We start from the raw sequence: 22,462 nt of genomic DNA on the forward strand, positions 1-22,462 counted from the left end.
TAAAAAAGTAAGATACAAATTTGTATCTTACTTTTTTTTAAAACAACTCTATTGTCATATAATCTTCCTCTTACAATTATAATAACACGTATAAAAGAACATGCTCAGCAAAAATAACCCTAGAGTAATACACTACTTACCTCCCCATGCTCTATAGTGTATCTGTTTATCCAATTTATTATAGTTATTATAATAGTACGAAATTAACCTACCTTTCAGGTAAATGGATAGATAAGGTGACAAATATTAATAATGTTAATATAAAGGGTATACATTTAAGATTATCAGGTTATGAAAATGGGCCAACTTTAGAAGTTTTTGAATATAAGCCTCAAAAATTAAGGAATAGTGAGAGTGAAATAAATGCTCAAGGTTTTGGCCATATAGCATTTCATGTTGATGCAGTAGATGATGTATTAGAAAAGGTATTACAGAATGGTGGGAAAAAACTGGGTCAAATTATTAAAAAAGATTATGGTGAACTTGGAGTTTTAACAAGCTATCGGTATAGACCAGGGTAAAGGTTCTTCAACTGTGATTAAATCTATTGATGAAAAGGAGAATATAAAATGAAATATATGATTGCTATTATTGACCCAATCTCACACCTAAAAGTTATTGACATTGTTTCATAGTTCGATTATAATAGAACTATGATGAATAAAAAAGTTGATTTAGTTAAAATATTTAAAGCCCTTTCCAGTGAAAAAAGGTATCATCTTTTTAAGATGTTATATGAATGGTATAAATCCAGCGGCTGTACTGACCTTGAATCATCTTTTGATGAAGGAATAGAGAAGTGTTTCAGTAAGGCTTGCTGTTGTATGGATTTGTCCCGTTCAACTATTTCCTACCATTTTAAGGAACTTCATAATGCGGGTTTGATAACATATACTCGTAACGGCCGGTGTTTTGTTTGTAAAATCAATTTAGAAGCAGTAGAAGCTGTCAGGAATTTTCTTAAATAGTTTTTAAATGGTAGGGATTATATTAAATTATTTTGAAGACACTTATATAATAGTATATTTAAATGTTCGATTGTTATAAAACATTAGAAGCATAAATTAATAATATATGTGGAGGAAATTATGAACTGGAACTTTTCATTAATGTTAGATAAATTTTCTGAGGATAATAAAAGCAAGTTATTATTAGAAGGCAAATGGGGATTGGAGAAGGAATCACAGAGGGTTACTGAACTCGGCGATCTTGCACTAACAGATCATCCTTCTGTATTTGGTGATAAGCTAGAAAATCCCTATATTACTACTGATTTTTCGGAATGTCAATTGGAATTGATTACACCACCAGCTAAATCCATCGAAGAAGCATATCAACACCTAAAAAACATACAATTAGAAGTTGAAAAAGAAATCAAGGGAGAACTGCTGTGGCCCTTAAGTATGCCGCCCAGGCTTCCTGATGAAGACCAGATACCAATAGCCAGGTTTAATAATTCCAGAGAAGGTAGAAAAAAAGAAATATATAGAAATGGTCTGGCACTGCGTTATGGGAAAAAAAGACAGATGATTTCTGGACTTCACTATAATTTCTCTTTAAGTGATGGAATGCTGGAATTTCTACATAAATCTTTTGGTAAGGAGGAAGAAAGGCGTTCTTTTAAAAACCAAATATATTTTACGATAATTAGAAATTGCTTGAGATATCGCTGGTTATTAATTTATCTTTTTGGTGCATCTCCAGTTGCTCATCCTACTTATTATTCTGTAATTTATCAGGAATTACAATTAATTAAAGATTGTTGTCCAGAATGTTGTAATGTTATTAATGAATATGAGCAGTTTTCAACATCTTTGAGAGTAAGCCGTTTTGGGTATTCTAATCCATATCCCAGTAAGTATAATATTTACTTTAATAGTATAGAAGAATACCTATTAAAGCTGCGAAAACTGCTTTCATTGAAGAGTGAAAAATATAGGAAACTTGGTATCTATAAGGATGAAAAGCAATTACAGTTGAATGATAATTTATTGCAGACAGAGAGTGAATTCTACTGTTCGATCCGTCCAAAACAGATAAATAAAAAAGATGAAACAATGTTAAATTCACTGAAAGAGAGAGGAGTCGAGTATTTGGAAGTACGAATATTAGACTTAAACCCCTTTGATAAAGTAGGCATCAGTATTGAACAGTTATATTTTTTACAGGTATTTATGTTATTCTGTCTCCTTGAAGAAAACAAAATAATTACTAAATCTGAATTACATAAAATCAATAATAATCATAATTTATCAGCCCTGTGTGGCAGGAACCCTGACTTAGAACTTTATAAATATAACGATAAAAAAATACCTTTACAGGAATGGGGGAAAGAGATATTTAAAAAACTAAGGCTTATTGCTCTGTGTATGGATGAGAATTCTTCTGAAAGTAAATATCAGCTTGCTGTTGAGAATGAATTAGAAAAAATAACAAATTCATCTTTACTTCCCTCATCATTAATTCTTAAGGAAATGAAAGAAAATAGGGAGAGTTATCTGGAGTTTGGAATAAGAAGGGCTGTCAGTAATAAACAGGCAAAATAAAGAAAGAGGTAATAGTTTAATGTTAGTAATAAAAAACCTATCAAAAACATATGCCAATGGCAAAATAGAGGCTTTAAAGAATGTTAATTTGAGTATAGAGGAAGGGGAATTTACAGCATTATTAGGTCAGAACGGTGCTGGTAAAAGCACCTTAATAAATATCTTAGCAGGGAATGTGAAAAAAAGTAGTGGTACTGTTCAGATTGGAAGATATGATTTAGATAGTGATGAACTTGCAACTAAAAAAATAATTGGTGTTGTTCCTCAGGAAATTGCCTTAGATACTTTTTTTACAGTTAAAGAAATACTAGAAATACAATCAGGGTATTTTGGTATTAAAAATAATAATCAATATATTGATGAGTTATTAGAGATCTTATCATTACAGGACAAAAAACGTTCCAGTATTCGGGGACTTTCTGGCGGTATGAGACGGAGGCTGCTAATAGCCAAAGCCCTTGTACATAAACCTAAAATTCTTATCTTAGATGAACCAACTGCTGGGGTTGATGTTGATTTACGTAACTCTATGCATGAATTTTTAGAGAAACTTCATCAACTGGGCATTACTATCATTTTAACGACCCATTATCTTGAAGAGGCCGAAAAGCTGTGTAAACGGGTAATTATCATCGATAAAGGGCGAATCATTAAGGATGAACCCAAAGAGGAATTACTGGAGAATTACTCAACAAATATATCATTAGAAATTGATTTTGATAAAGAGCTTGGTAAGGATGATATTAGATTTTTAAATAAATATAATCCCAGAGTTGTTAAGACAAGAGTTTATCTTGATATATTAAAAAAAGATTTAACAAAACTATTTCGAGATATGACTGAAATGGAGCTGGAGTTTAATAATATTAATGTTAAGAAGCAGAGTTTACAGGATGTATATCTCAGTCTGGTTAAAGAATAGGGGGTCAATTATGACATTATTTTATAATAGAATTGGTTTTTTTACATTATTGCAAAGAGAAGTTCGCAGATTCATGAAAGTCCCAATTCAGACTATACTATCACCATTGCTGTCAAATATACTTTATTTAGGGATATTTGGAGGAATGATGAGAACAAGACAGGTGGGAGTAGAAGGAGTAAATTACCTATTATTTATTGTGCCGGGACTGGCTACTATGGGGGCAATTATGGCAGCCTTTCAGAACCCTTCATTTTCTATAATATCACATAAGTATCAAAATACTATACAGGATCTAAACAGTTACCCTATTTCTAATATAGAAAAATCCCTGGCCTTTATCCTTGGAGGAACTATTAGAGGACTTCTGGTTGGTTCATTAACCTACACAGCAACAGCAATTTTTGTTGGTTTTAAAATAGAATCTCCAGTTAATTTCTTTATCATGTTATGTGTAACATCTTTTATTTTTGCTTCATTAGGCCTAATTTCTGGGCTGTTAATAGAAAGCTTTGAACGCTTGAATTTTATGTTATCTATTGTAATTACCCCATTATCGTACTTAGGTGGTGTATTTTTTGAAGTCTCTAAACTGCCCGGTATTCTATCATTCTTTAAATTTATAAACCCTATTTTCCCACTTATTAATATTACCCGCTATACCTATCTGGGTGTATCTGAAGGAAACATATTACTGCATTTTATTATGGTGGTGGTTTTTGTAAGTGGTTTGTTTACAACTGCAACTATAACTTTAGCGAAAGGTTATGGAACAAAAGTAACATGATATTCCAGTCTGGTTTGACGTATAATGGCATATATTAATGAAAATTTTTTTAAAAAATGTTATGAACGGAGGATAAGGAGAGAACTAAAGGGAAGATATAAAGAAAGATACCTGCCAAAAAAGCTGTTGATTTTGCATTAGAATAATGTAAATATGCCAGTATAAAAAAATTACTTGCCCTGAAGATAATCAGAATTCTCAAAATAAGTCTGCTTATCATAGATCCTTCCAATGCCAATTAATCTGCCATCAATATCTTCGATGACAAATTCATAGCTGCCGTAATCTGTTTTTTGTGGTTTAGATATTATATTTACATCATTGGCAAGAAATTCTTGATATAATATATCCACACCCTCTACAGCAGTAGGGTCTATGTAGGCATCATAACCGGCACCGTGTCTTTTACTATTTGATTTAACCTCCCCAAATTTAGCCTGAACAATTATGAATTCGATGGAATCCCTATATATTGTTGCGAAGTTATCGATTTTATCATAGTGTTCGGCATATGTAAATCCCAGTTGTTCAACATAAAATTTCACAGTCTTTTTAACATCTTGAGAAATAAAAACAGGACATAAATTTACGAGTTTAGCTTGATCTGTCATTAATAAATCCCCTTTCTATACTGATTCTTCTTAATTATATCAATTATGAGAAGAAATTGCCACATTCCTGTAAAATTGTAATGTATTCATTAGATCTTGCAGAATATGAAGAATTACAGCATAAGGTAAATTGGAAGTTATAGTTATTAACAAGTACTGATGTTGCAAGAAAATTAAAAAAAGCAGGAGTTGATTTAATATATGGTCTGCTAATCTACATTAATTACAAGCTGAGGTAATTGACAAATATTTGAAGGGGAAGTATAATAGAAATGGAGCTATGAAAAATATTTTTTTGCACAACAATGACCAAAAATAAGAAATGGTCATTTGGTCTCAGAAAGGGGATACCTATGCCTAGACACTTTTCAACACAGGAACAAAAAATTATTAGAAATAAATTGATAGAGAAAGGAAAAGAGTTAATAGCTATCTTTGGTCTAAAAAAGACGACTATATCTGACCTGACTAAGGCAGTAGGCATATCAAAGGGGAGTTTTTACAATTTCTTTGCTTCTAAAGAGGAACTATTATTTACTATTTTTAAATTGGAAGGGAATAAGCTGAGAAAAAAGATTAGTCAAGAGATTCTAAATAGTTCCAGGGATGCAGCTAAAAGTATAAAGGAATTAATAAAGCTCATCTTAAAGGAGATGGATGATAATCCTATTATTAATAGGATTTACAACTCTGATGATTTAAACTATGTCTATCAGAAGTTGAGTCAGGAGCAGTGGAAGGAAAATAGAGAGTTATCAGTTGATGCGCTTATTCCAGTTATAGAGATCTGGCAAAAAGAAGGCAGGATAATAGAAAAAGATCCAGAGCTTATTATCAGTGTAATCAGAGCGGTTGTTTTTATTAGTCTACATAAAAAAGAGATTGGTGAAGAGATCTATCCTGAAACTATAGATTTATTGATTGACATTGTAACTAAAGGATTAACTATGAGGAGGTAGAAAGATGATTGAGGTTAAAGATTTACATTTCACTTATCCAGGTAACTCTAATGAAACAATTAGAGGAATAAGCTTTAATATCAGTAAGGGAGAGATATTTGGGTTTTTGGGACCAAGTGGAGCTGGAAAGAGTACTACTCAGAAGATTATCATTGGTCTGCTTAGGGATTATCAAGGTCAGGTTAAGGTGATGGATCAGGAAATTAGGGATTGGGGTAAGGATTATTATGAGAGGATCGGTATTTCCTTTGAACTGCCAAGCTTATATAATAAATTGACAGCTATGGAGAATCTGAGTTTTATTGCTTCTTTATATAATTACAAGAAGACAGATTTCATGGAGTTATTAGAAATGGTGGGATTAAGTGATCAGGCTGATATTAAAGCAGCTAATTTCTCTAAAGGGATGAAGATGAGATTGAATTTTGCAAGAGCCTTTGTCCATCAGCCAGAACTTATCTTTTTAGATGAGCCGACTTCAGGATTAGACCCTGTTAATGCTAAGAAGATCAAAGAAATAGTATTAGACAAAAAAAAAGAAGGGAAGACTATCTTTCTGACTACCCATAATATGACTGTAGCTGATGAATTGTGTGATAGAGTCGCTTTTATTGTTGATGGACAGATTAAGTTAATTGATTCGCCAAAGAAATTAAAAATCAAAAGGGGAAAAAAGATAGTGAGAGTAGAGTATTATCAAGGAGAAAATACCTTAAGCCAGGAGTTTCCCTTAGAGAAGATTGGAGAGAACCAGAAGTTTAATAAATTATTAAAGTCTAAGGAAATTAAGACAATTCATACTCAGGAAGCTACTTTAGATGATATTTTTATTGAAACTACTGGGAGGAATTTATAATGAGAAGATTATGGGCTAATATTAAGGAAGATATCATTTTACAGATTAAATATGGTTTTTACGGGGTTTATGTAGTGTTAATTCTATTTTATATATTTATTTTAAAGTTTTTATCAATTAAGCTCTCAACATTTCTATTACCCTTAATTATTTTTTCCGATCCAGCTTTATTGGGATTTTATTTTATTGGAGGATTAATCTTATTAGAAAAAAATGAAAATACTCTAGATTATTTGCTTGTAACTCCTTTAAGGATTAGAGAGTATTTGATTTCCAAGATGGTTTCCCTGACTGTATTGGCTTTATTAGCCAGTACAATTATTGTTATATTCAGTTATGGTACTATATTGAACTGGTTATTATTGCTTAGTGGTATAGTTTTGACTTCTTTTTTCTTTGTCCTAATTGGATTTGTTGCCGTAGCCAGGTTTAATACAGTAAATGATTATATATTCAGTTCAGTACTTTATATGATACTTTTGAATTACCCTTTGTTTGAGTACCTTGGTTTATACAAAAGTTACCTTTCTTATTTTTCTCCTGCCAAGGCATCTTTATTATTGATTGGTGGTGCTTTTACTGGGGTGGAGGTCTGGCAGCTTATCTATGCTATAGCTTATTTGATAGTAGCTATTATTATAGTCTATCATTTTGCTTATAAATCTTTTTATCGGTTTTTCGTTTTAAAAGGGGGTAAATGATAAGATGAAGAAGATCTTAGCTGTTTTTCAAAATGATTTAAAGAATATTACCCGTGAGCTAATGTTAATTTATATCATGTTTATACCTATAATCTTTGCTATATTAATTCGTTATGGAGTGCCTATTTTAAGAGAAGAGTTTCTTGAAAAATTTGATTTAGTAAATTACTATCCTCTAATTACGGGGTATTTTATTTTGCTTGTTCCAGTTTTAATAGGGATAGTGGCTGGCTTCTTAGTATTAGATGAACGTGATGAAGGAATAGTGCAGGTTTTGATTTTAACCCCTTTATCCAAGAAGGGTTATCTTATCTATAGAATTTTTATGCCAATGTTGATTAGTTTGTTTTATATCTTAATTCTTACGCCAGTTTTAGGCTTAGTAGAAGTTTCAATAAGAAGTCTAATAATACTAGGTTTATTGAGCATGTTAGAATCTCCAATTACAGCATTATTTTTAACAGCTTTTGCCGGGAATAAAGTAGAAGGGCTTGCTTTTTCTAAAGGTTTGGGATTGTTAATGCTGCTTCCTTTACTTAGATTTAGTAAATCGAAATGGACTATTTTACTAATATTAATCCCATTCTACTGGCCGGTTCAAGGATTTTTAGTAATTGGGGAGCAGGGGTTTTACTTAAGTATTCTGGCAGGATTTTTAGTTCATTTATTGTTTTTATTTATCTTGGTAAAGAAGTTTAAAGCTAGATTAATCTAATAGGTCCATCAACATCGCATAATATATTTATCAAGTATCTACAATGAAAAACAGGTGTGGTAAACAAAAAATGATATGCTGTTAGTGGCTGAATTTTCAAGTGGTTTTCATAATGAATTAGAATAATTATATCTTCAAACCAGAAAAAATAATTGAAAAATGGGTAATATGTAAATTTAATAGATTTAGTTGACAGAAAGCAGAATCTTTTTTATAATAGAAGTGTACTCATATGGTATACTTAGAATTGTTAAAGAAGGGAGGAAATGATGAAGTTAACACAGGCTACAGACTATGCTTTTAGATTAGTATTATATTTAGCAAAGAATAAAGAAGAAGTTGTGGAAGCAAAGTATATCTCTGAGGCAGAAAAGATACCCAGACGTTTTTTACTTAAGATTGCCAGGCAATTAATCCAGGCTGGAATTGTTGAATCTTACCGGGGTCAGAATGGTGGTTATAAAATAGCCAGAGATCCAGCTGAGATTACCCTCAAGGATGTAGTGCTTGCTATTGAAGGAAGCATAATAATCAATAAATGTCAGGAGGACCCTGAGTTTTGCAACCGGAAGGCCCAGGATTTTTGTGCGATTCATTGTTGTTTGAATTCAATACTGGCTGTATTGGAAAAAGAATTTGAAAAATATACTTTTGCTACGTTACTTAATTATAATAGGAATTAAGTTTGCAAGATAATTCTTTTGTATTTATATTGTAGTTGTAATTTAACCAATAGTATACTAAATTAGTACACTATAAATTTTTAACTTAAACTATACTAAAATAGTATACAATTGTTTTCTGATTTCAGTGTAGCCTTAGTTAAAAGGTTTTAAACCGGTTGCTTTTGTGAATAAATTATCACAGGAATATTAATCTGCTAATCTTGGTTAGTTAAATAAGTTACAGCTGAGATAAGGACTATCCAGGGTGATTGGAAAAATTGCTTGCTGGTTCAAAAGTAGAGAAACAGGGTGTTTTTAAATTAAATTTTAGGAGGAGTTTTTAATGAATCCATGTCAAATGTGTAAAACTGCTGATCTTAAATTAGCTGAATTTATGAAAAAAAGTGTTCGGGTAGAGACGGTTTTTCAGCGGGAACCGAAACAGGCGGTAAAATGTGGTTTCGGTCTGCAGGGGGTCTGCTGCCGCCTATGTGCGAATGGTCCCTGTCGGATCACCCCTGATTCACCACGTGGTGTCTGTGGGGCAGATAGTGATACAATAGTGGCCCGTAATTTTTTGCGGGCAGTAGCGGCCGGTGCAGCCTGTTATCTACATATAGTAGAAAACACAGCCCGGAACCTGAAAGAGTTGGGTTTAGGTAATTATAAAACAGAAATAAAAGGAGAGACTACCCTGGATGAACTGGTTAAAAAGTTTGATCTTAAGGGAGAAGATAGTAAGCACAAAGCAGTTGCGCTAGCAGACAGGGTTTTAGCAGACTTATATAAACCAAGATACCAGGAGATGGAATTAGTAAAGAAAATGGCCCTGCCAGCCAGATATGAAAACTGGCAGAAATTAGCTATACTCCCTGGGGGCGCTAAATCAGAGGTATTTGATGCACTGATTAAAACAAGTACCAATCTATCCAGTGATCCGGTCGATATGTTGTTACATGTTTTAAGGTTAGGAATAGCTACTGGACTTTATGGTTTAACACTAAGCAATAAATTAAATGATATTATGCTGGGTGAGGCTAAAATTAGGCCGGCCCGGGTTGGTTTCCGGGTAGTTGATCCTGATTATATTAATATTATGCCGACCGGCCATCAGCACTCACTCTTTGCTGTCTTGCAGGAAAGATTACTCAGTCCAGAAGTTAAGGAAAAGGCTCAGGCTGCTGGAGCAAAAGGATTTAAACTAATCGGTTGTACCTGTGTCGGTCAGGATTATCAGTTACGGGGAGAACATTATCAGGAGATATATGCTGGTCATGCCGGAAATAACTTTACCAGTGAAGCTTTACTGGCTACCGGTGGTATTGATCAGATAGTTTCAGAGTTTAACTGTACTATCCCTGGTCTGGAACCAATCGCAACCGAGTTTATGGTTGATCAGGTCTGTATTGATGATGTGGCGAAAAAAGCTAATGCTGACCAGCTGCAGTTTGATCCAGCCCGGGCTACTGAGCTGGCTGATGAGATTATTGACAGAGCAGTTAACAGTTATCAACAGCGGAGACACCAGGTCGAGATAAATATCCCAGTAGAACATGGTTATGATGATGTAATTACCGGGGTTAGTGAAAATTCTTTGAAAAAGTTTCTGGGTGGCACTTACCAGCCCTTAATTGATCTTTTAGCCAGTGGGGAAATTAAGGGAGTAGCTGGAGTTGTAGGCTGTTCTAATTTAACAGCTAAGGGTCATGATGTTTTTACCATTGAACTGACCAGAGAACTGATTAAACGTGATATTCTGGTTCTGTCAGCTGGTTGTACTACCGGTGGACTGGAGAACTGTGGGCTGGTTTCTCCTGGGGCAGCTGAGCTGGCTGGTGATAACCTACGGGCGGTTTGTGAAAATCTGGGCATTCCACCAGTGCTTAATTTTGGGCCCTGTCTGGCAATCGGTAGACTGGAACTGGTAGTTAGTGAACTGGCAGAGATGTTGCAGGTTGATATACCACAATTACCGGTGGTTTTATCTGCACCGCAGTGGCTGGAAGAACAGGCCCTGGCTGACGGGGCTTTCGGTTTGGCTCTTGGTCTCCCTTTACACCTGGCTTTACCACCCTTTGTCAGTGGTAGCAAAGTCGTGACCAAAACCTTGATGGATGATCTAAAAGGACTGACTGGTGGCCGTTTGCTAGTCGAGGGAGATGTTACTGCAGCTGCTCAGGAACTGGAAAAGATTATTATTGAGCGCCGTCAGGCACTTGGTTTATAAACTGGGTTTGTTAAAGGAGAGATAAATGATGAAGAGAATAGTTATTGATCAGGACTTATGTCAGGCCTGTAAAAGCTGTGTACTGGCCTGTATGCTTAAAAATAGTGAATTGAATTCACTACTGGAGCTGGATTTGACTGATCCCCGCAATCAGGCCTGTAATAAGATTGTTCTCAACCGGGGCGGCCAGGTAATTCCCCTGTTTTGCCGCCACTGTGATGAGGCTGCCTGTCTGGAAGCCTGCATGTCCGGGGCTTTACAGAGGGATGAAGAGACCGGCCATATTAGCTGTGATCAGGAACAGTGTGCTGGTTGCTGGATGTGTGTAATGTCCTGTCCTTATGGTCTGATTTTTCCTGGGGTGAGAAATAAAATTAAGGTGACAGATACAGAAAAGGAAACTGACAATGAGCATGAAAGTAAAACTGGGAATAAAAATAAATTTGTGGATGAGGTTGCCAACAAATGTGATATGTGTGCCGGCCGGGATGAACCGTCCTGTGTTGCTAATTGTCCCACTGGAGCGATTAAATTAATTGAAGTGCAGACCAGGCAGGGGGTGCTAAGATGAGACATTTAATTATTGGTAGTAGTGCTGCCGGAATAAGTGCTGCCAGGACTATTAGAAAATTAGATCCTGCTGCGGAAATAACTATTATTTCTAAAGATGAGACAATATATTCTCGCTGTTTATTACATCATTTTATTAGTGGGGCCAGATCTGAGGATAGACTTGCCTTTATTCCAGCTGATTTTATGGTTAAGAAGCAGATCGACTGGAAGAAAGGCCAGGAAGTTGCCCGGGTTATAGCAGCAGAAAAACTTGTGGAAACAAAGAAGGGAGAAAAGTACAGTTATGACAAATTGTTAATTGCTACTGGTTCCAGAGCGTTCTTACCTCCTATTGCTGGTCTTCGTCAAGGAAAGCAGGTCTATACCTTGCGTGATCTTCAGGATGCTAAAAAGATAAAAGAGATGAGTAAGGATAAGCAGCAGATAGCAATTATTGGGGCTGGCTTAATTGGTATTGATCTGGCTACAAGCTTAAAAACCTCTGCTAATCAGGTGGCAGTGATTGAACTGGCCCCCCATATTTTGCCCCTGCAGTTAGATCAGCAGGCAGCCGCTAATTATGAAAAATTATTTAACTTACAGGGAATTGAAATATATACTAATAATAGCGTAAATGAGGTTATTCTGGATCAGCATGATAATGTTGTTGAACTGGTTTTGCAGGATGGGAGCAGTCTGAAAACTGATTTAATTCTTGTGGCTACTGGAGTCAGGACAAATGTTTCGCTGGTGGACGGAACAGGGGTTAAGATAGATAAAGGAATTCTGGTTGATGAGCATCAAGAAAGTTCTAGCAAGGATATCTATGCCGCCGGTGATGTCTGTCAGTCCTATGAGGTATTCCATGGAGAAAAAAGTCTGACTCCGATCTGGCCAGTGGCAGTCAAACAGGGTGAGACAGCGGCTTATAATATGGTAGGGTTGGAAAAAAGATTAACTGACAATTTTGCCAGCAAAAATTCAATGCGCTTTGCTGGTCTATCGACAATTAGTTATGGTCTGGTAGAGCCACCTGATAATAGCTACCAAATACAGGTCAGGACTGAGCGAAACTGTTATCAGAAGGTAATCTACAAAGATGGGATTATCTATGGAGCGCTTATTCAAGGAGAGCTTGAAAATGCCGGGGTTCTCGGTAAATTAATTAAAGATAAAATAGTTGTCAACGATTATCTCGATAATATTTTCACCTTAAGCTATGCTGATTTTTTTGCACAGCAGGAAGATGCTAGTTTTAGCTATAAAATTTAAGCAGCCATACCTACTAACCAGACCATTGAGATAATGGTCTGGTTTTTTTGAGGTGTGGCTTGAAGAGAAAGGGGAAAACACCATATACGATGTTATTATAAAACATCAAAGTGTGTGAAAACCAAGTAAAAAATGGTATAATTAATGTTATAATAAATTAATCAAACTCAAATATGTTAGAGCACACAGTTTTGGACAAGCTAAAATATATTTTAGTATAAATATAATGAGGAGGTTAATATGGATAAGGATATTGAAAGACTGTTTAAAGATATTAATTCGAAAGATAATCATGTACGGCTAACGGCTTTAAATCAATTACTTAAAATCACAGATAATACTGTGGATTGGTTTGATGATGTATATCTAGAATTAGTAGAGAAGTTAAGCAATAATAATTCTTACCAGAGATCTATTAGTATACTGCTCCTTTGTAATTTAGCTAAGAGTGATAAGAATAATAAGGTTGCTGGATTATTAAGCGATATACTAACACATACCTATGATAAAAAATTTATAACTTCAAGACAATGTATTCAAAACATATGGAAAATTGCTATTTTAGATAAAAAATATGAAACCCAAATAGTGAATCATTTAAACCAACAATATATAACTTGCAAAGATGAAAAACATTTTAATCTTATTCGTCAGGATATTATCGAGACTTTAAATAAGATTTACAAAAAAAATTTAGATGAAGATTTAAAGGAAAAAATTTTAAAGTTAATTGAAATAGATTTTCCTGCATGACCCATAACATACTTGTTTATCTAAAATTTGATCCAAAATCCCAACAATATTGATATTGTATTAGTTTAATTCCCGGAGAAACCCGGGAGTTTTTTTATTTTGAGGGAGAAAAATTTTTGAAAATTTTGGTTCTAAAGTATCAATCCAGAATTTGTAATACATATAAAAATATAATATAATATTAACGGCAATTACATAATATGGATATTTTTATAGGAGGGCTAAAATGCAGAAGAAAGCTATAATATTATGTCTAATGATTATGTTAGTATTTTCAAGTATATCTTTAGCAAATGGTGACTTTGAAGAACACAACCATAAGTTATTGAAGTTTTTAGAGGGCTTAAAAGGTTTGGAATATGAAATAAGCAATTACATAGATGATTTTGAAGGTTATCCAGCTGATACAGATAAGTTTGCCAGGCAATTTTATGAAGATTTTATAAATGGAAGGGTAGAATTTATAAAACCAGAGTATAGGACAGATGATATTAATGACCCTGAGTTTCAAAAGTATTTAAAGAAATATCCTCAGTTTAAATTTGTTGATTTTGAGATTATAGGTAATGAAGAAGATTTTATGACGCATAATGAGAAATACGCCCATTACAACTTTAAAATATATCAAATTAATTTTGATAATAATGAAGAAAATGGGAAAGAAGATGTTTTTTACAGTAGTGGGTATTATAATGAGGATGAAGACTATGGACATTCAGTCTATAGTATATTGAATGAGAAGAATAATGTGACTATTCCTTATCATGAATCAAATGCCAGTATGGGGGGCCAATATGTTTCTCCTGAATATGAGGGCAGAGATAAAATTAGAACAAAAGACTATCATGGGATAATTAAATATAAAGACAGATATTATATTTATGAGGTTTGGGACTGGGATACAATGTTTATTATAAAATTTTATAGTTGGAAAAACAAAAAATACAAATGTTTGACTGTTGTAAAATATAAAATTAATTTAAAGGAGGAAAATGATGAGTGAAAAGAAGTTGATAATAAACACCGATGACTTATATACATATATGAAAACAGTAGTGTATTGACTCTACGACATATTACTGAGTTATATGCAGAAATGGCTAATTTAAGTACTGAGAGTGTAGTATTGGATACTTGTTGTGGAACTGGTGGGTTTTTAATAAGTGCTATGCATATGATGATAAAGAAAGCAGGAAATGATACAGAGAAGATTCAAAAAATAAAAGAAAATAATCTTATTGGGGTAGAACAACGTCCTGATATGTTTGCTTTAGGTACAGCGAATATGATTCTTAGAGGTGATGGTAAATCCAATATTTACTTAGGAGATAGTTTTAAGCTAAAAAGTGAATTATTGTAAAGCGAAATATAAAAACATGTTAAAAATTAAAAACCTCCGTATTTAGGAATATGTGCAGAGGTTTTTAGCAATTGCATTTTCCTTTATTTTTCATCATTCTCCAAAAAAGTCCTCTTCAATTCAACAGTTATCCAGCCCCTTGTATCCCGGTCTGCCTTTTGATATTTTCTCCTGAGAAGATTTAAAATTTCTGCAAAATCAGACCTGTCCTGCTTATTTTCAAGATTATCTGTATCATTTTCAAGTTCAGCTAAAATATTTAATAAGGCCTCTCTGGCTTCTTCTTTAGGGAAATAGTTTGCATATTTCCTTATAATCTCTTCTAAAGATTTCTTCATGGGACCTTTCCCAGTTTTAATCCATTTCTGATTTATCCCGAACTCGTTACAAACATTAGATATTAATTGATTTGAAGGGTTATTGTTATAATTTTCTAGTGCACCAATAGTAGATCTACTTATATTTAAACGGTTTGCAAAACTTTCTTGTGTTAAATCAAATGAATTTCTAACTTTTTTAATTCTGTCATTAATAACAAATTCGTCATTCATTGGTTTGACTTCCTTTCGAAAAAGAATAAAATACACAAAAAATAACAATAATTGCTTGACAAGCACAATAAATAACATTATAATATAGGTATAAAGTTATTTAATATACAAAACTAAGATACATATATATTGAATGTCATAATAAATACGACAATAAAATTTAATATAAGAAGAAAGGAGGTTTACTAAGAACTAAAATAACAGTATTCAGTCGGCTCTGTTACTGTTATAAAATACTATTTAATTATATCACAGCAGTATATTCATGTAAATTTTACCGCATTATTTAACTTAAGGTCATATTTTAACATATAAATATATTATTCATGGCTTTCATCTGGAACATAAGTCAGCAGATCTCCTACCTGGCAATCAAAGAATTTACAGATGGTGTCCAGGGTCTCAGAAGAAAAGCGAGTTACTTTCTGGTTGTACCAGTTGGAGATTGTATTTTTATCTAATCCAGTTTGTTTACTGAGTTCTATCATAGACTTAATACCATGTTCAGCCATTAGAATTGCCAGACGATTTTTTATCATAATTAAGTATCATTCCTTTAGTTATCCCTGGCTCTTTCTAAATAGAAAGGAGGTATCTATCTATCAATCCAGGGTAAAAAGAGAACAGTTGCCAGCTGTTCTGTTAGCTTATCCCATTAAATAATTATACCATATGGACATGTTTTTGTAAATTTGTGGTAGGGGTGTTTTGCTGGAGTATGGTTCCCGGGAGGGGTTGCTGTGCAAAGAGGAGAGGAACGACAGGAAGGTTTACCAGAATATCAACCGGGAGATAAGATCTACAAGTTATTTAATCACGATATAGTAATAATAAGGGGAAAAGATGAGGAGTTTATCATTAAAATTGTCAAGTTGAAAAAGGAATAGAAGTGTTTAACCTGGGGCCCTGGGCCGGGAATTTATTTTTCCGGTCTATTTTTTTATCTTAATAGAAGGGAGGGGATAAGTAATATAGTCTAAGTATGGTAAGTATATTCGAAATCTTTAATTAAAATGGGAGGAAAAAATAATGTTGAAAAAGGGAATTTTACTTTTTACACTGTTGATATTATTAGTTTCTGTATTAGCAGGTGGTGTTTTGGCTGAGGATAAAGAAGTATATGAAATGAAATTTGGTGTTTCTAACCCACCGAAGGAATATCATCATTCCTGGACCCCCTATATAGTCTTTAAAAATGAAGTTGAATTAAGGTCTAATGGCCGCTTACAGGTCAAAATCTTTCCTGGGGGACAGCTGGGTAGTATTGAATCAATGGTAAACCAGGTGAGGATGGGTGCAATTGAGGCCACAGAACCGTCTGATGGACACCTGGCCAGTATTTATCCGAATATTCAAGTGTTTTCTATACCGTATCTTTTTTCCAACCGCATGGTTGCCTGGGAAGTATTGGGTGGGCCATTTGGTCAAAAAATGATTGAAGATATGGCGCAAAAAACAGGATTAAGGGCTTTATTCTGGAGTGAAAATGGTGGTTTCCGGCATTATTCTAATGATAAAAGACTAGTTAAAACCCCCGCTGATATGAAGGGCTTAAAGATTAGAACAATGAACATACCTTTACATATGAAAATAGTTGAAGACCTGGGCGCCAGTCCTACCCCAATATCCTGGAATGAACTATATACAGCACTGCAGACAGGTGTTGTAGATGGACAGGAGAACTCTGTGGCTACATTTCTGGTTCCTAAACTGGAAGAAGTACAGAAATATATTATTCTCGATGGGCATGTATACGGTGTTAATTCTATAGTTCTTAATGAAGAATGGTATCAGAGCTTACCAGATGATTTAAAAGAAATTATCCATCAATCAGCTCAGATTGCCTTGTCCGTTAACCACGGGTTGACAGTTGCCAGAGAAGTAAAGGGTATTGAATATTTAAAAGAAAAGGGAGTCCAGATTTACCGGCCTACTTCGGAAGAGAAAGTATTATTTAAAGAGAAGACACAGCAGTCGGCAATTGACTGGTTAAATAATAATCTTGACCCCAACTGGGTTAAGGGAATTTTGGAGGCAACAGAAAAGGCAGAGAAGGAATTAGGGTTGAATTAATATTACCCGGTATTTTAGTTCTCCAGGGGAATTACTCCTGGAGAACCTATCTTCTTTAAGTTAGGAGGAAAATATGAAGAGATTATTGGATTCTGTTTGTTATATATCTATTTTACTGACAAATTTTATTACTAAAATGCTCCTGTCAGTCATGGTTTTTATTACCTTTATACTGGTAATTTCCAGGTTTATTTTCTCTTATTCCTTTCCCTGGGTTGAAGAGTTAACAAGGTATTTAATGGTATGGCTGGTGCTGTTGGGGGCAGCAGTTGTTTTAAGGATAGATAAGCATATTAGTGTTAATTTCTTTAGTGATTATTTTTCTAAAACTCTAAAAACCATATTAAATATTATTTTTCAGCTTTTGATTATAGGCTATCTGGTGATACTGACTGTTGTAGGATATAGGGCAGCTAATATGATGTGGATACTCAAATCCCCCAGTATGGGCTTTCCCTTATTCTGGGTCTATCTAGCTTTGCCAGTAAGTTCAGTAATGATGATAGTCTATGCCGTCAATCAGATTATAGATTATGTTAGTGGTTTAATAAATAAATCAGCAAATAAAGGGGGGTGTGAGGGTTGACTCTTCCTGTATTTATTGGCTTATTCCTTTTTTTGCTCTTTCTGGGATTACCTGTAGGTTTTGTAATGGCAATAAGTTCAGTTATCTATTTTATTTTTTCTGGTGATACAAATTTTTTATCAATGCTGCCGGAGAAACTTTTTAGCGGGCTTAATGTTTATGTTTTAACAGCGATTCCCTTTTTTATGTTAGCCGGGGATATAATGAATGAATCTGGTATTTCCAAAAGACTAATCAAATTTTCCAATATGGTTGTCGGCAGGTTTCGTGGTGGTCTGGCTCAGGTAAATGTGCTGGCCAGTATAATTTTTGCCGGCATTACAGGTGTTGCTCTAGGTGATATAGCAGCCTTGGGAAGTGTCTTTATACCAAGTATGGTTAAGGAAGGTTATGATAAGAAGTTTGCTACTGCTGTGACGGCTGCTTCTTCCTTAGTAGGTCCAATCATTCCTCCAAGTACTATCACTGTTTTATATGCCGCCACGATGAGTACTTCTGTAGGGGCTATGTTTGCCGGGTCAATCATCCCGGGGGTTTTAATTGGATTCTCTGATATGATAATTGTAAAATTACTGGCTGATAAACGACAATATCCTAAAGTTGAAGTAGAGGTTACACCAGCCCGGTTTTTTACAGGGCTTAAGGATGCTATTCTGGCGATTATTATGCCCGTTATTATCATTGGTGGAATCTTAACTGGTGTCTTTACCCCGACAGAAGCTGCGGCAGTTTCAGTTATATATGCCTTATTCGTGGGAATTTTCCTTTTTAAATCAATTGGACGTAAAGAATTATCGGCAACCCTAAAGAAATCAATTTTAGGTTCTGCCAAGTTATTCTTAATTATCGCCGGGGCATCTATTATTTCCTGGGTTTTTGGTATAGAAAATGTATCAGCTGTAGCTGAACATGTTTTTAAATCAATAACTACAAACTTTTATTTACTGGTGATTATCATTAACCTGTTTTTTATATTTATGGGAATGTGGATGGATGCAGGGGCTTCAATACTACTATTTGCCCCGGTAATAGCCCCTCTGGCAGTAGATATTGGGCTTCATCCAGTTCAATTCGGTATTATGTTAATTGTCAATTTGAATATTGGTTTATGTACTCCCCCTCTGGGCAATATTCTATTTGCAGCAGCAGATATGGCCGAACTGGATACTGCTACCTTAAGTAAAGAGTTGTTACCCTTTTTGTTGATTAATTTTATTATAATCTTACTGGTTGGATTTATTCCAGAACTGAGCTTATATATTCCCAGATTGCTGGGTTTAATTTAATGGAGGTGTTTGTTTTGAAGATTACCGACCTTTATTGTATCAGATATGAAGGAAGTAAAGAAAAGAAGGGAGAGTATTATGAGGAAAGATTGGTCAGACCTGTTGATATATACGAAGAGTTTCGCTCTGCTGACTGGTCTGAGCAGACTAATTTACCTTTAGAGAGGGAAGATAGTTTACTTATTCGTGGTACTTTTCTATATATTGAGACTGATATAGGTATTAAGGGTATTTTTGGTCCTCTCGACAAAAGTCCCGCCCTGATTGCTTTGAGTATGAAAGAACTGCTAATAGGGCAGAACCCGCTGGCAACCCAAAAGTTATGGGATTTAATGTACCGCTCTGCTGTACATGGGCGTAAAGGAATCAGTATGATGGCAATTAGTGCGATAGATTGTGCGTTGTGGGATTTGAAGGGCAAGTATTTTGATCAGCCAGTTTACCAGCTTTTAGGTGGGCCAGTTAGGGAGAAGTTACCTGTTTATGCTTCAATGTTAGGCTTCTCGCTTGAACCGGAACTGGTGAAAGAAAGAGTAAGAGAATACTGTGTTCTTGGTTTTGTTGGACAGAAATGGTTTTTCCGGCATGGGCCTGCTTCTGGGCAGAAGGGTTTTGAAAAAAATCTGGAACTTGTCCAGACAGCCAGGGAAGCTGCTGGTGATGATTATAACTTGATGTTTGATGCCTGGATGAGCTGGGATGTTTCCTATACACTGCGGATGATAAAATCAATTGAAAAATATCAACCTCTCTGGCTGGAAGAACCCCTGATGGCTGATAAGCTTGACCGTTTGAAAGAAATAACAGCTAATTCCAGTGTAGATATAGCTGGCGGTGAGCATGAGTATACCCGCTGGGGGTTTCAGGAGATAATGAAAAAAGGTGCTTTAAATATTATTCAGCTGGATACGATGTGGGCAGGTGGAATTACTGAAATGATGAATATCTGTTCACTGGCTTCTGTATATGATATACCTCTGATACCACATGGTGAATCTTTTGCTGCTAATATTCATCTAACTGCTGCCCAATCCCCGGCCCTGGTTCCATTAGTAGAATATCTGGTCAAATGGAATGAGGGATGGCAGTATTTTTTGAAAGAGCCAGTTACTGCTGAAAATGGTTTTGTTGAACTTGACCACAGGCCTGGTTTGGGTTTAGTTATAGATGATGCAAAGGTTGAAAATGAGGTAAGATTAAGCTATTAGTAAAAAAACTATATATATTTATAAAATAATAAATTATCTCTGCTTTTCAACTGTTATTTTAAGCAACTAATATGTCCTGGTGTGAATACAGTTGAAGAGGAGAGATTTTTTATATGCTATTAAATAGACTTTATAGCGACAGGAAGATAATTAACATTATATTTTTTACTCATTTATCTTAGTCTTCATTTTCCATTAGTTGTTTGTGATAAATTTTGGTAGTATTTGACTCGCTTTCTGTTTCGGCTTCTCCTAATTTTTGATATAATTCTAGTAAGACATTTTGTTTTTCATAAAGAGCTTGACTCATAACCGGGGCTATATAGATAACAACTATATAACCTTTGCTGTTTTTGGTTAAAAAAACTGGTTGACCTTCTTTATGACATAGTTTTGAAATTTAGTGATCAACGTCATAATAACAATATATTGTCGGGTTCAACCAAAATAAGAGATATCTAAGGTTGCTGAAGTTTAATCATAGTTTAACTGACAAATCTGGAAATAGACAAAAAACTGAAAATAAAAAAGAACATGAGAACGGAGTTGATAAAATGGATGGCAAAAGTAACCGTAAAAGGTCAAATACTAAAAGATGGAAGAATATGTTAACTTATTATAATAACTCAAATGTATGTGTTGTTGTTCTTCATGAAATTTATGGAGTTAATCAACACATAAAGACTATGTGCAAATATTTAGCGGATTATGAATTTGATGTTCTTTGTCCAAATTTATTACAGACAGATGATTATTATGATTATACTGATGAAAAAAGTGCCTATCATAATTTTAAAGAGAATATAGGATTTTCAGTAGCAGAAAAAAAGATAAAGAAGTTGTTATCTAAAATTAGAGATAAATATAAGTTCATTATATTAGTTGGATTTAGTATAGGAGCAACGATAGCCTGGTTGTGTAGTAATGATGAATATATTTGTGATCTTATAATCGGGTATTATGGTTCAAGAATTAGAGATTATACAGAAGTAACTCCAAAATGTCCAGTTATGCTATTTTTTCCAAAAAGAGAAAAATCATTTAACATAGATAATTTAATCGAACAGTTAAAAGATAATAGGAGTATTATAGTTCGTCAATTTCAAGCAGATCATGGATTTAGTGACCCTTATTCAGATAAATACTGCAAAGATTCAGCAAAAAAAGCAGAACAAGAAATGATTGAATTTATACAAAATTATATTAATTAATAAAGCAGATACTTAATTATAACTATATGTAGTACATGTAGACAATGTATTTCCATAAAGGAATCAGTATGATGGCAATTAGTGCGATAGATTGTGCGTTGTGGGATTTGAAGGGCAAGTATTTTGGTCAGCCAGTTTACCGGCTTTTAGGTGGGCTAGTTATATGTCCTGGTGTGAATACAGTTGAAGAGGAGAGATTCTTTTATTTTATTACTAAATAATAGGACTTTATATTGACAAACATATAAAAGTTGTAATACAATTTATATAAATTAGTAAAATATTACAATATAATAATTCAGCATCATTTATCTTGACTTTTTAAGATTGTTATATTATAATTTTCAACAAAATAAATAAAAAGTTATATAGCGATGAAAAGATAGAGTAAACTGATGTATCTTTTACAGAGAACCCAGTTAGGTGAGAGTGGGTAAAGAAAATTTAGTTGAAAATGGTCTGGGAGCTGTGCATCGAATCCAATGTAGGTAGTAGATTGTACCGGTAAATTTGCACCCGTTACAGTGCTAGAGTATAAACATAAATATATGTCGTACTTGAAGAGGTTAATACCGTGAGGTTATTAACAAACTGAGGTGGTACCACGGGAATCAAACTCTC

The 22,462-nt window shown here is 34.2% G+C and carries 26 protein-coding genes and 1 other annotated feature (1 of these 27 running past the window's edge); of the genes, 23 read left to right on the forward strand and 3 right to left on the reverse strand.

Going from position 1 to position 22,462, the window contains the following annotated elements:
• Positions 1–146: 146 nt before the first annotated feature.
• From D7D81_RS07875 to D7D81_RS07895, 5 genes are all read left to right on the forward strand, one after another.
• The gene (locus tag D7D81_RS07875) at positions 147–521 is read left to right on the forward strand and encodes a VOC family protein (protein ID WP_125988897.1); all 375 of its coding nucleotides are present in this window, start codon (positions 147–149) and stop codon (positions 519–521) included.
• Between the two features lie 132 nt (positions 522–653).
• Complete coding sequence (locus tag D7D81_RS07880) at positions 654–968, forward strand: ArsR/SmtB family transcription factor (protein ID WP_205739375.1); 315 nt, start codon at positions 654–656, stop codon at positions 966–968.
• A gap of 120 nt (positions 969–1,088) precedes the next feature.
• The gene (gene gshA / locus D7D81_RS07885) at positions 1,089–2,546 is read left to right on the forward strand and encodes a glutamate--cysteine ligase (protein ID WP_125988899.1); all 1,458 of its coding nucleotides are present in this window, start codon (positions 1,089–1,091) and stop codon (positions 2,544–2,546) included.
• 19 nt (positions 2,547–2,565) lie between these two features.
• The gene (locus D7D81_RS07890) at positions 2,566–3,468 is read left to right on the forward strand and encodes an ABC transporter ATP-binding protein (protein ID WP_125988901.1); all 903 of its coding nucleotides are present in this window, start codon (positions 2,566–2,568) and stop codon (positions 3,466–3,468) included.
• A gap of 10 nt (positions 3,469–3,478) precedes the next feature.
• Positions 3,479–4,255, forward strand: coding sequence for an ABC transporter permease (locus tag D7D81_RS07895; RefSeq protein WP_205739376.1), 777 nt, complete (start codon positions 3,479–3,481; stop codon positions 4,253–4,255).
• 170 nt (positions 4,256–4,425) lie between these two features.
• Here D7D81_RS07895 and D7D81_RS07900 read toward each other — a convergent pair whose 3' ends face one another.
• Positions 4,426–4,866, reverse strand: coding sequence for a VOC family protein (locus D7D81_RS07900; RefSeq protein ID WP_125988903.1), 441 nt, complete (start codon positions 4,864–4,866; stop codon positions 4,426–4,428).
• 305 nt (positions 4,867–5,171) lie between these two features.
• Here D7D81_RS07900 and D7D81_RS07905 point away from each other — a divergent pair, with 305 nt between their 5' ends.
• The 11 genes from D7D81_RS07905 (at position 5,172) to D7D81_RS07955 (ending at position 14,926) form a co-directional block, all read left to right on the forward strand.
• Entirely contained in the window at positions 5,172–5,825 is a 654-nt protein-coding gene (locus tag D7D81_RS07905; protein ID WP_125988904.1) for a TetR/AcrR family transcriptional regulator, read from the forward strand.
• Positions 5,826–5,829: 4 nt separating this feature from the next.
• The gene (locus D7D81_RS07910; RefSeq protein WP_125988906.1) at positions 5,830–6,681 is read left to right on the forward strand and encodes an ABC transporter ATP-binding protein; all 852 of its coding nucleotides are present in this window, start codon (positions 5,830–5,832) and stop codon (positions 6,679–6,681) included.
• Entirely contained in the window at positions 6,681–7,382 is a 702-nt protein-coding gene (locus tag D7D81_RS07915; RefSeq protein WP_125988909.1) for a fluoroquinolone export ABC transporter permease subunit, read from the forward strand. The genes D7D81_RS07910 and D7D81_RS07915 overlap by 1 nt, the downstream gene beginning before the upstream one ends.
• Before the next feature lie 4 nt (positions 7,383–7,386).
• A complete protein-coding gene (locus D7D81_RS07920; RefSeq protein WP_125988911.1) occupies positions 7,387–8,097 on the forward strand; it encodes an Rv2686c family ABC transporter permease subunit in 711 nt (236 codons plus the stop codon).
• 266 nt (positions 8,098–8,363) lie between these two features.
• Positions 8,364–8,780, forward strand: a complete 417-nt coding sequence (locus tag D7D81_RS07925) for an RrF2 family transcriptional regulator (protein WP_205739377.1) — start codon at positions 8,364–8,366, stop codon at positions 8,778–8,780.
• A 325-nt stretch (positions 8,781–9,105) separates the two neighbouring features.
• Complete coding sequence (gene cooS / locus D7D81_RS07930) at positions 9,106–10,989, forward strand: anaerobic carbon-monoxide dehydrogenase catalytic subunit (protein ID WP_125988913.1); 1,884 nt, start codon at positions 9,106–9,108, stop codon at positions 10,987–10,989.
• A gap of 28 nt (positions 10,990–11,017) precedes the next feature.
• Entirely contained in the window at positions 11,018–11,560 is a 543-nt protein-coding gene (locus tag D7D81_RS07935; protein ID WP_125992015.1) for a 4Fe-4S dicluster domain-containing protein, read from the forward strand.
• Positions 11,557–12,813: an NAD(P)/FAD-dependent oxidoreductase gene (locus tag D7D81_RS07940; protein ID WP_125988915.1), complete on the forward strand. Its 1,257-nt coding sequence runs from the start codon at positions 11,557–11,559 to the stop codon at positions 12,811–12,813. The genes D7D81_RS07935 and D7D81_RS07940 overlap by 4 nt, the downstream gene beginning before the upstream one ends.
• 240 nt (positions 12,814–13,053) lie before the next feature.
• Complete coding sequence (locus D7D81_RS07945; protein WP_125988917.1) at positions 13,054–13,566, forward strand: hypothetical protein; 513 nt, start codon at positions 13,054–13,056, stop codon at positions 13,564–13,566.
• Between the two features lie 226 nt (positions 13,567–13,792).
• Positions 13,793–14,569 (forward strand): hypothetical protein, encoded by a 777-nt coding sequence (locus D7D81_RS07950; RefSeq protein WP_125988919.1) that lies wholly within the window; start codon positions 13,793–13,795, stop codon positions 14,567–14,569.
• Positions 14,570–14,626: 57 nt separating this feature from the next.
• Positions 14,627–14,926, forward strand: a complete 300-nt coding sequence (locus D7D81_RS07955) for an N-6 DNA methylase (protein ID WP_205739378.1) — start codon at positions 14,627–14,629, stop codon at positions 14,924–14,926.
• An 83-nt stretch (positions 14,927–15,009) separates the two neighbouring features.
• On the opposite strand, the gene D7D81_RS07960 is transcribed toward D7D81_RS07955, so the two are convergent.
• Positions 15,010–15,477, reverse strand: a complete 468-nt coding sequence (locus tag D7D81_RS07960) for a helix-turn-helix transcriptional regulator (RefSeq protein WP_164522159.1) — start codon at positions 15,475–15,477, stop codon at positions 15,010–15,012.
• A gap of 320 nt (positions 15,478–15,797) precedes the next feature.
• The gene (locus D7D81_RS07965) at positions 15,798–16,016 is read right to left on the reverse strand and encodes a helix-turn-helix domain-containing protein (protein ID WP_125988925.1); all 219 of its coding nucleotides are present in this window, start codon (positions 16,014–16,016) and stop codon (positions 15,798–15,800) included.
• 201 nt (positions 16,017–16,217) lie between these two features.
• Here D7D81_RS07965 and D7D81_RS19460 point away from each other — a divergent pair, with 201 nt between their 5' ends.
• The 7 genes from D7D81_RS19460 (at position 16,218) to D7D81_RS19800 (ending at position 22,062) form a co-directional block, all read left to right on the forward strand.
• Complete coding sequence (locus D7D81_RS19460; RefSeq protein ID WP_164522160.1) at positions 16,218–16,364, forward strand: hypothetical protein; 147 nt, start codon at positions 16,218–16,220, stop codon at positions 16,362–16,364.
• 142 nt (positions 16,365–16,506) lie between these two features.
• The gene (locus D7D81_RS07970; RefSeq protein ID WP_125988927.1) at positions 16,507–17,550 is read left to right on the forward strand and encodes a DctP family TRAP transporter solute-binding subunit; all 1,044 of its coding nucleotides are present in this window, start codon (positions 16,507–16,509) and stop codon (positions 17,548–17,550) included.
• 73 nt (positions 17,551–17,623) lie between these two features.
• The gene (locus tag D7D81_RS07975) at positions 17,624–18,136 is read left to right on the forward strand and encodes a TRAP transporter small permease (RefSeq protein ID WP_125988929.1); all 513 of its coding nucleotides are present in this window, start codon (positions 17,624–17,626) and stop codon (positions 18,134–18,136) included.
• Positions 18,133–19,422, forward strand: coding sequence for a TRAP transporter large permease (locus D7D81_RS07980; protein ID WP_125988931.1), 1,290 nt, complete (start codon positions 18,133–18,135; stop codon positions 19,420–19,422). The genes D7D81_RS07975 and D7D81_RS07980 overlap by 4 nt, the downstream gene beginning before the upstream one ends.
• A 5-nt stretch (positions 19,423–19,427) precedes the next feature.
• The gene (locus D7D81_RS07985) at positions 19,428–20,630 is read left to right on the forward strand and encodes an enolase C-terminal domain-like protein (protein ID WP_502700025.1); all 1,203 of its coding nucleotides are present in this window, start codon (positions 19,428–19,430) and stop codon (positions 20,628–20,630) included.
• Between the two features lie 554 nt (positions 20,631–21,184).
• Positions 21,185–21,841, forward strand: coding sequence for a dienelactone hydrolase family protein (locus D7D81_RS07995; RefSeq protein WP_286170334.1), 657 nt, complete (start codon positions 21,185–21,187; stop codon positions 21,839–21,841).
• A gap of 44 nt (positions 21,842–21,885) precedes the next feature.
• On the forward strand, positions 21,886–22,062 hold the full coding sequence (locus tag D7D81_RS19800; protein WP_205739379.1) for a hypothetical protein: 177 nt from the start codon (positions 21,886–21,888) through the stop codon (positions 22,060–22,062).
• Between the two features lie 144 nt (positions 22,063–22,206).
• Positions 22,207–22,462, forward strand: a binding site (T-box leader); it runs 9 nt beyond the window's last position.

Source organism: Halocella sp. SP3-1 (assembly GCF_003953885.1).
GTDB classification, from domain to species: Bacteria; Bacillota; Halanaerobiia; order Halanaerobiales; family DTU029; genus Iocasia; species Iocasia fonsfrigidae.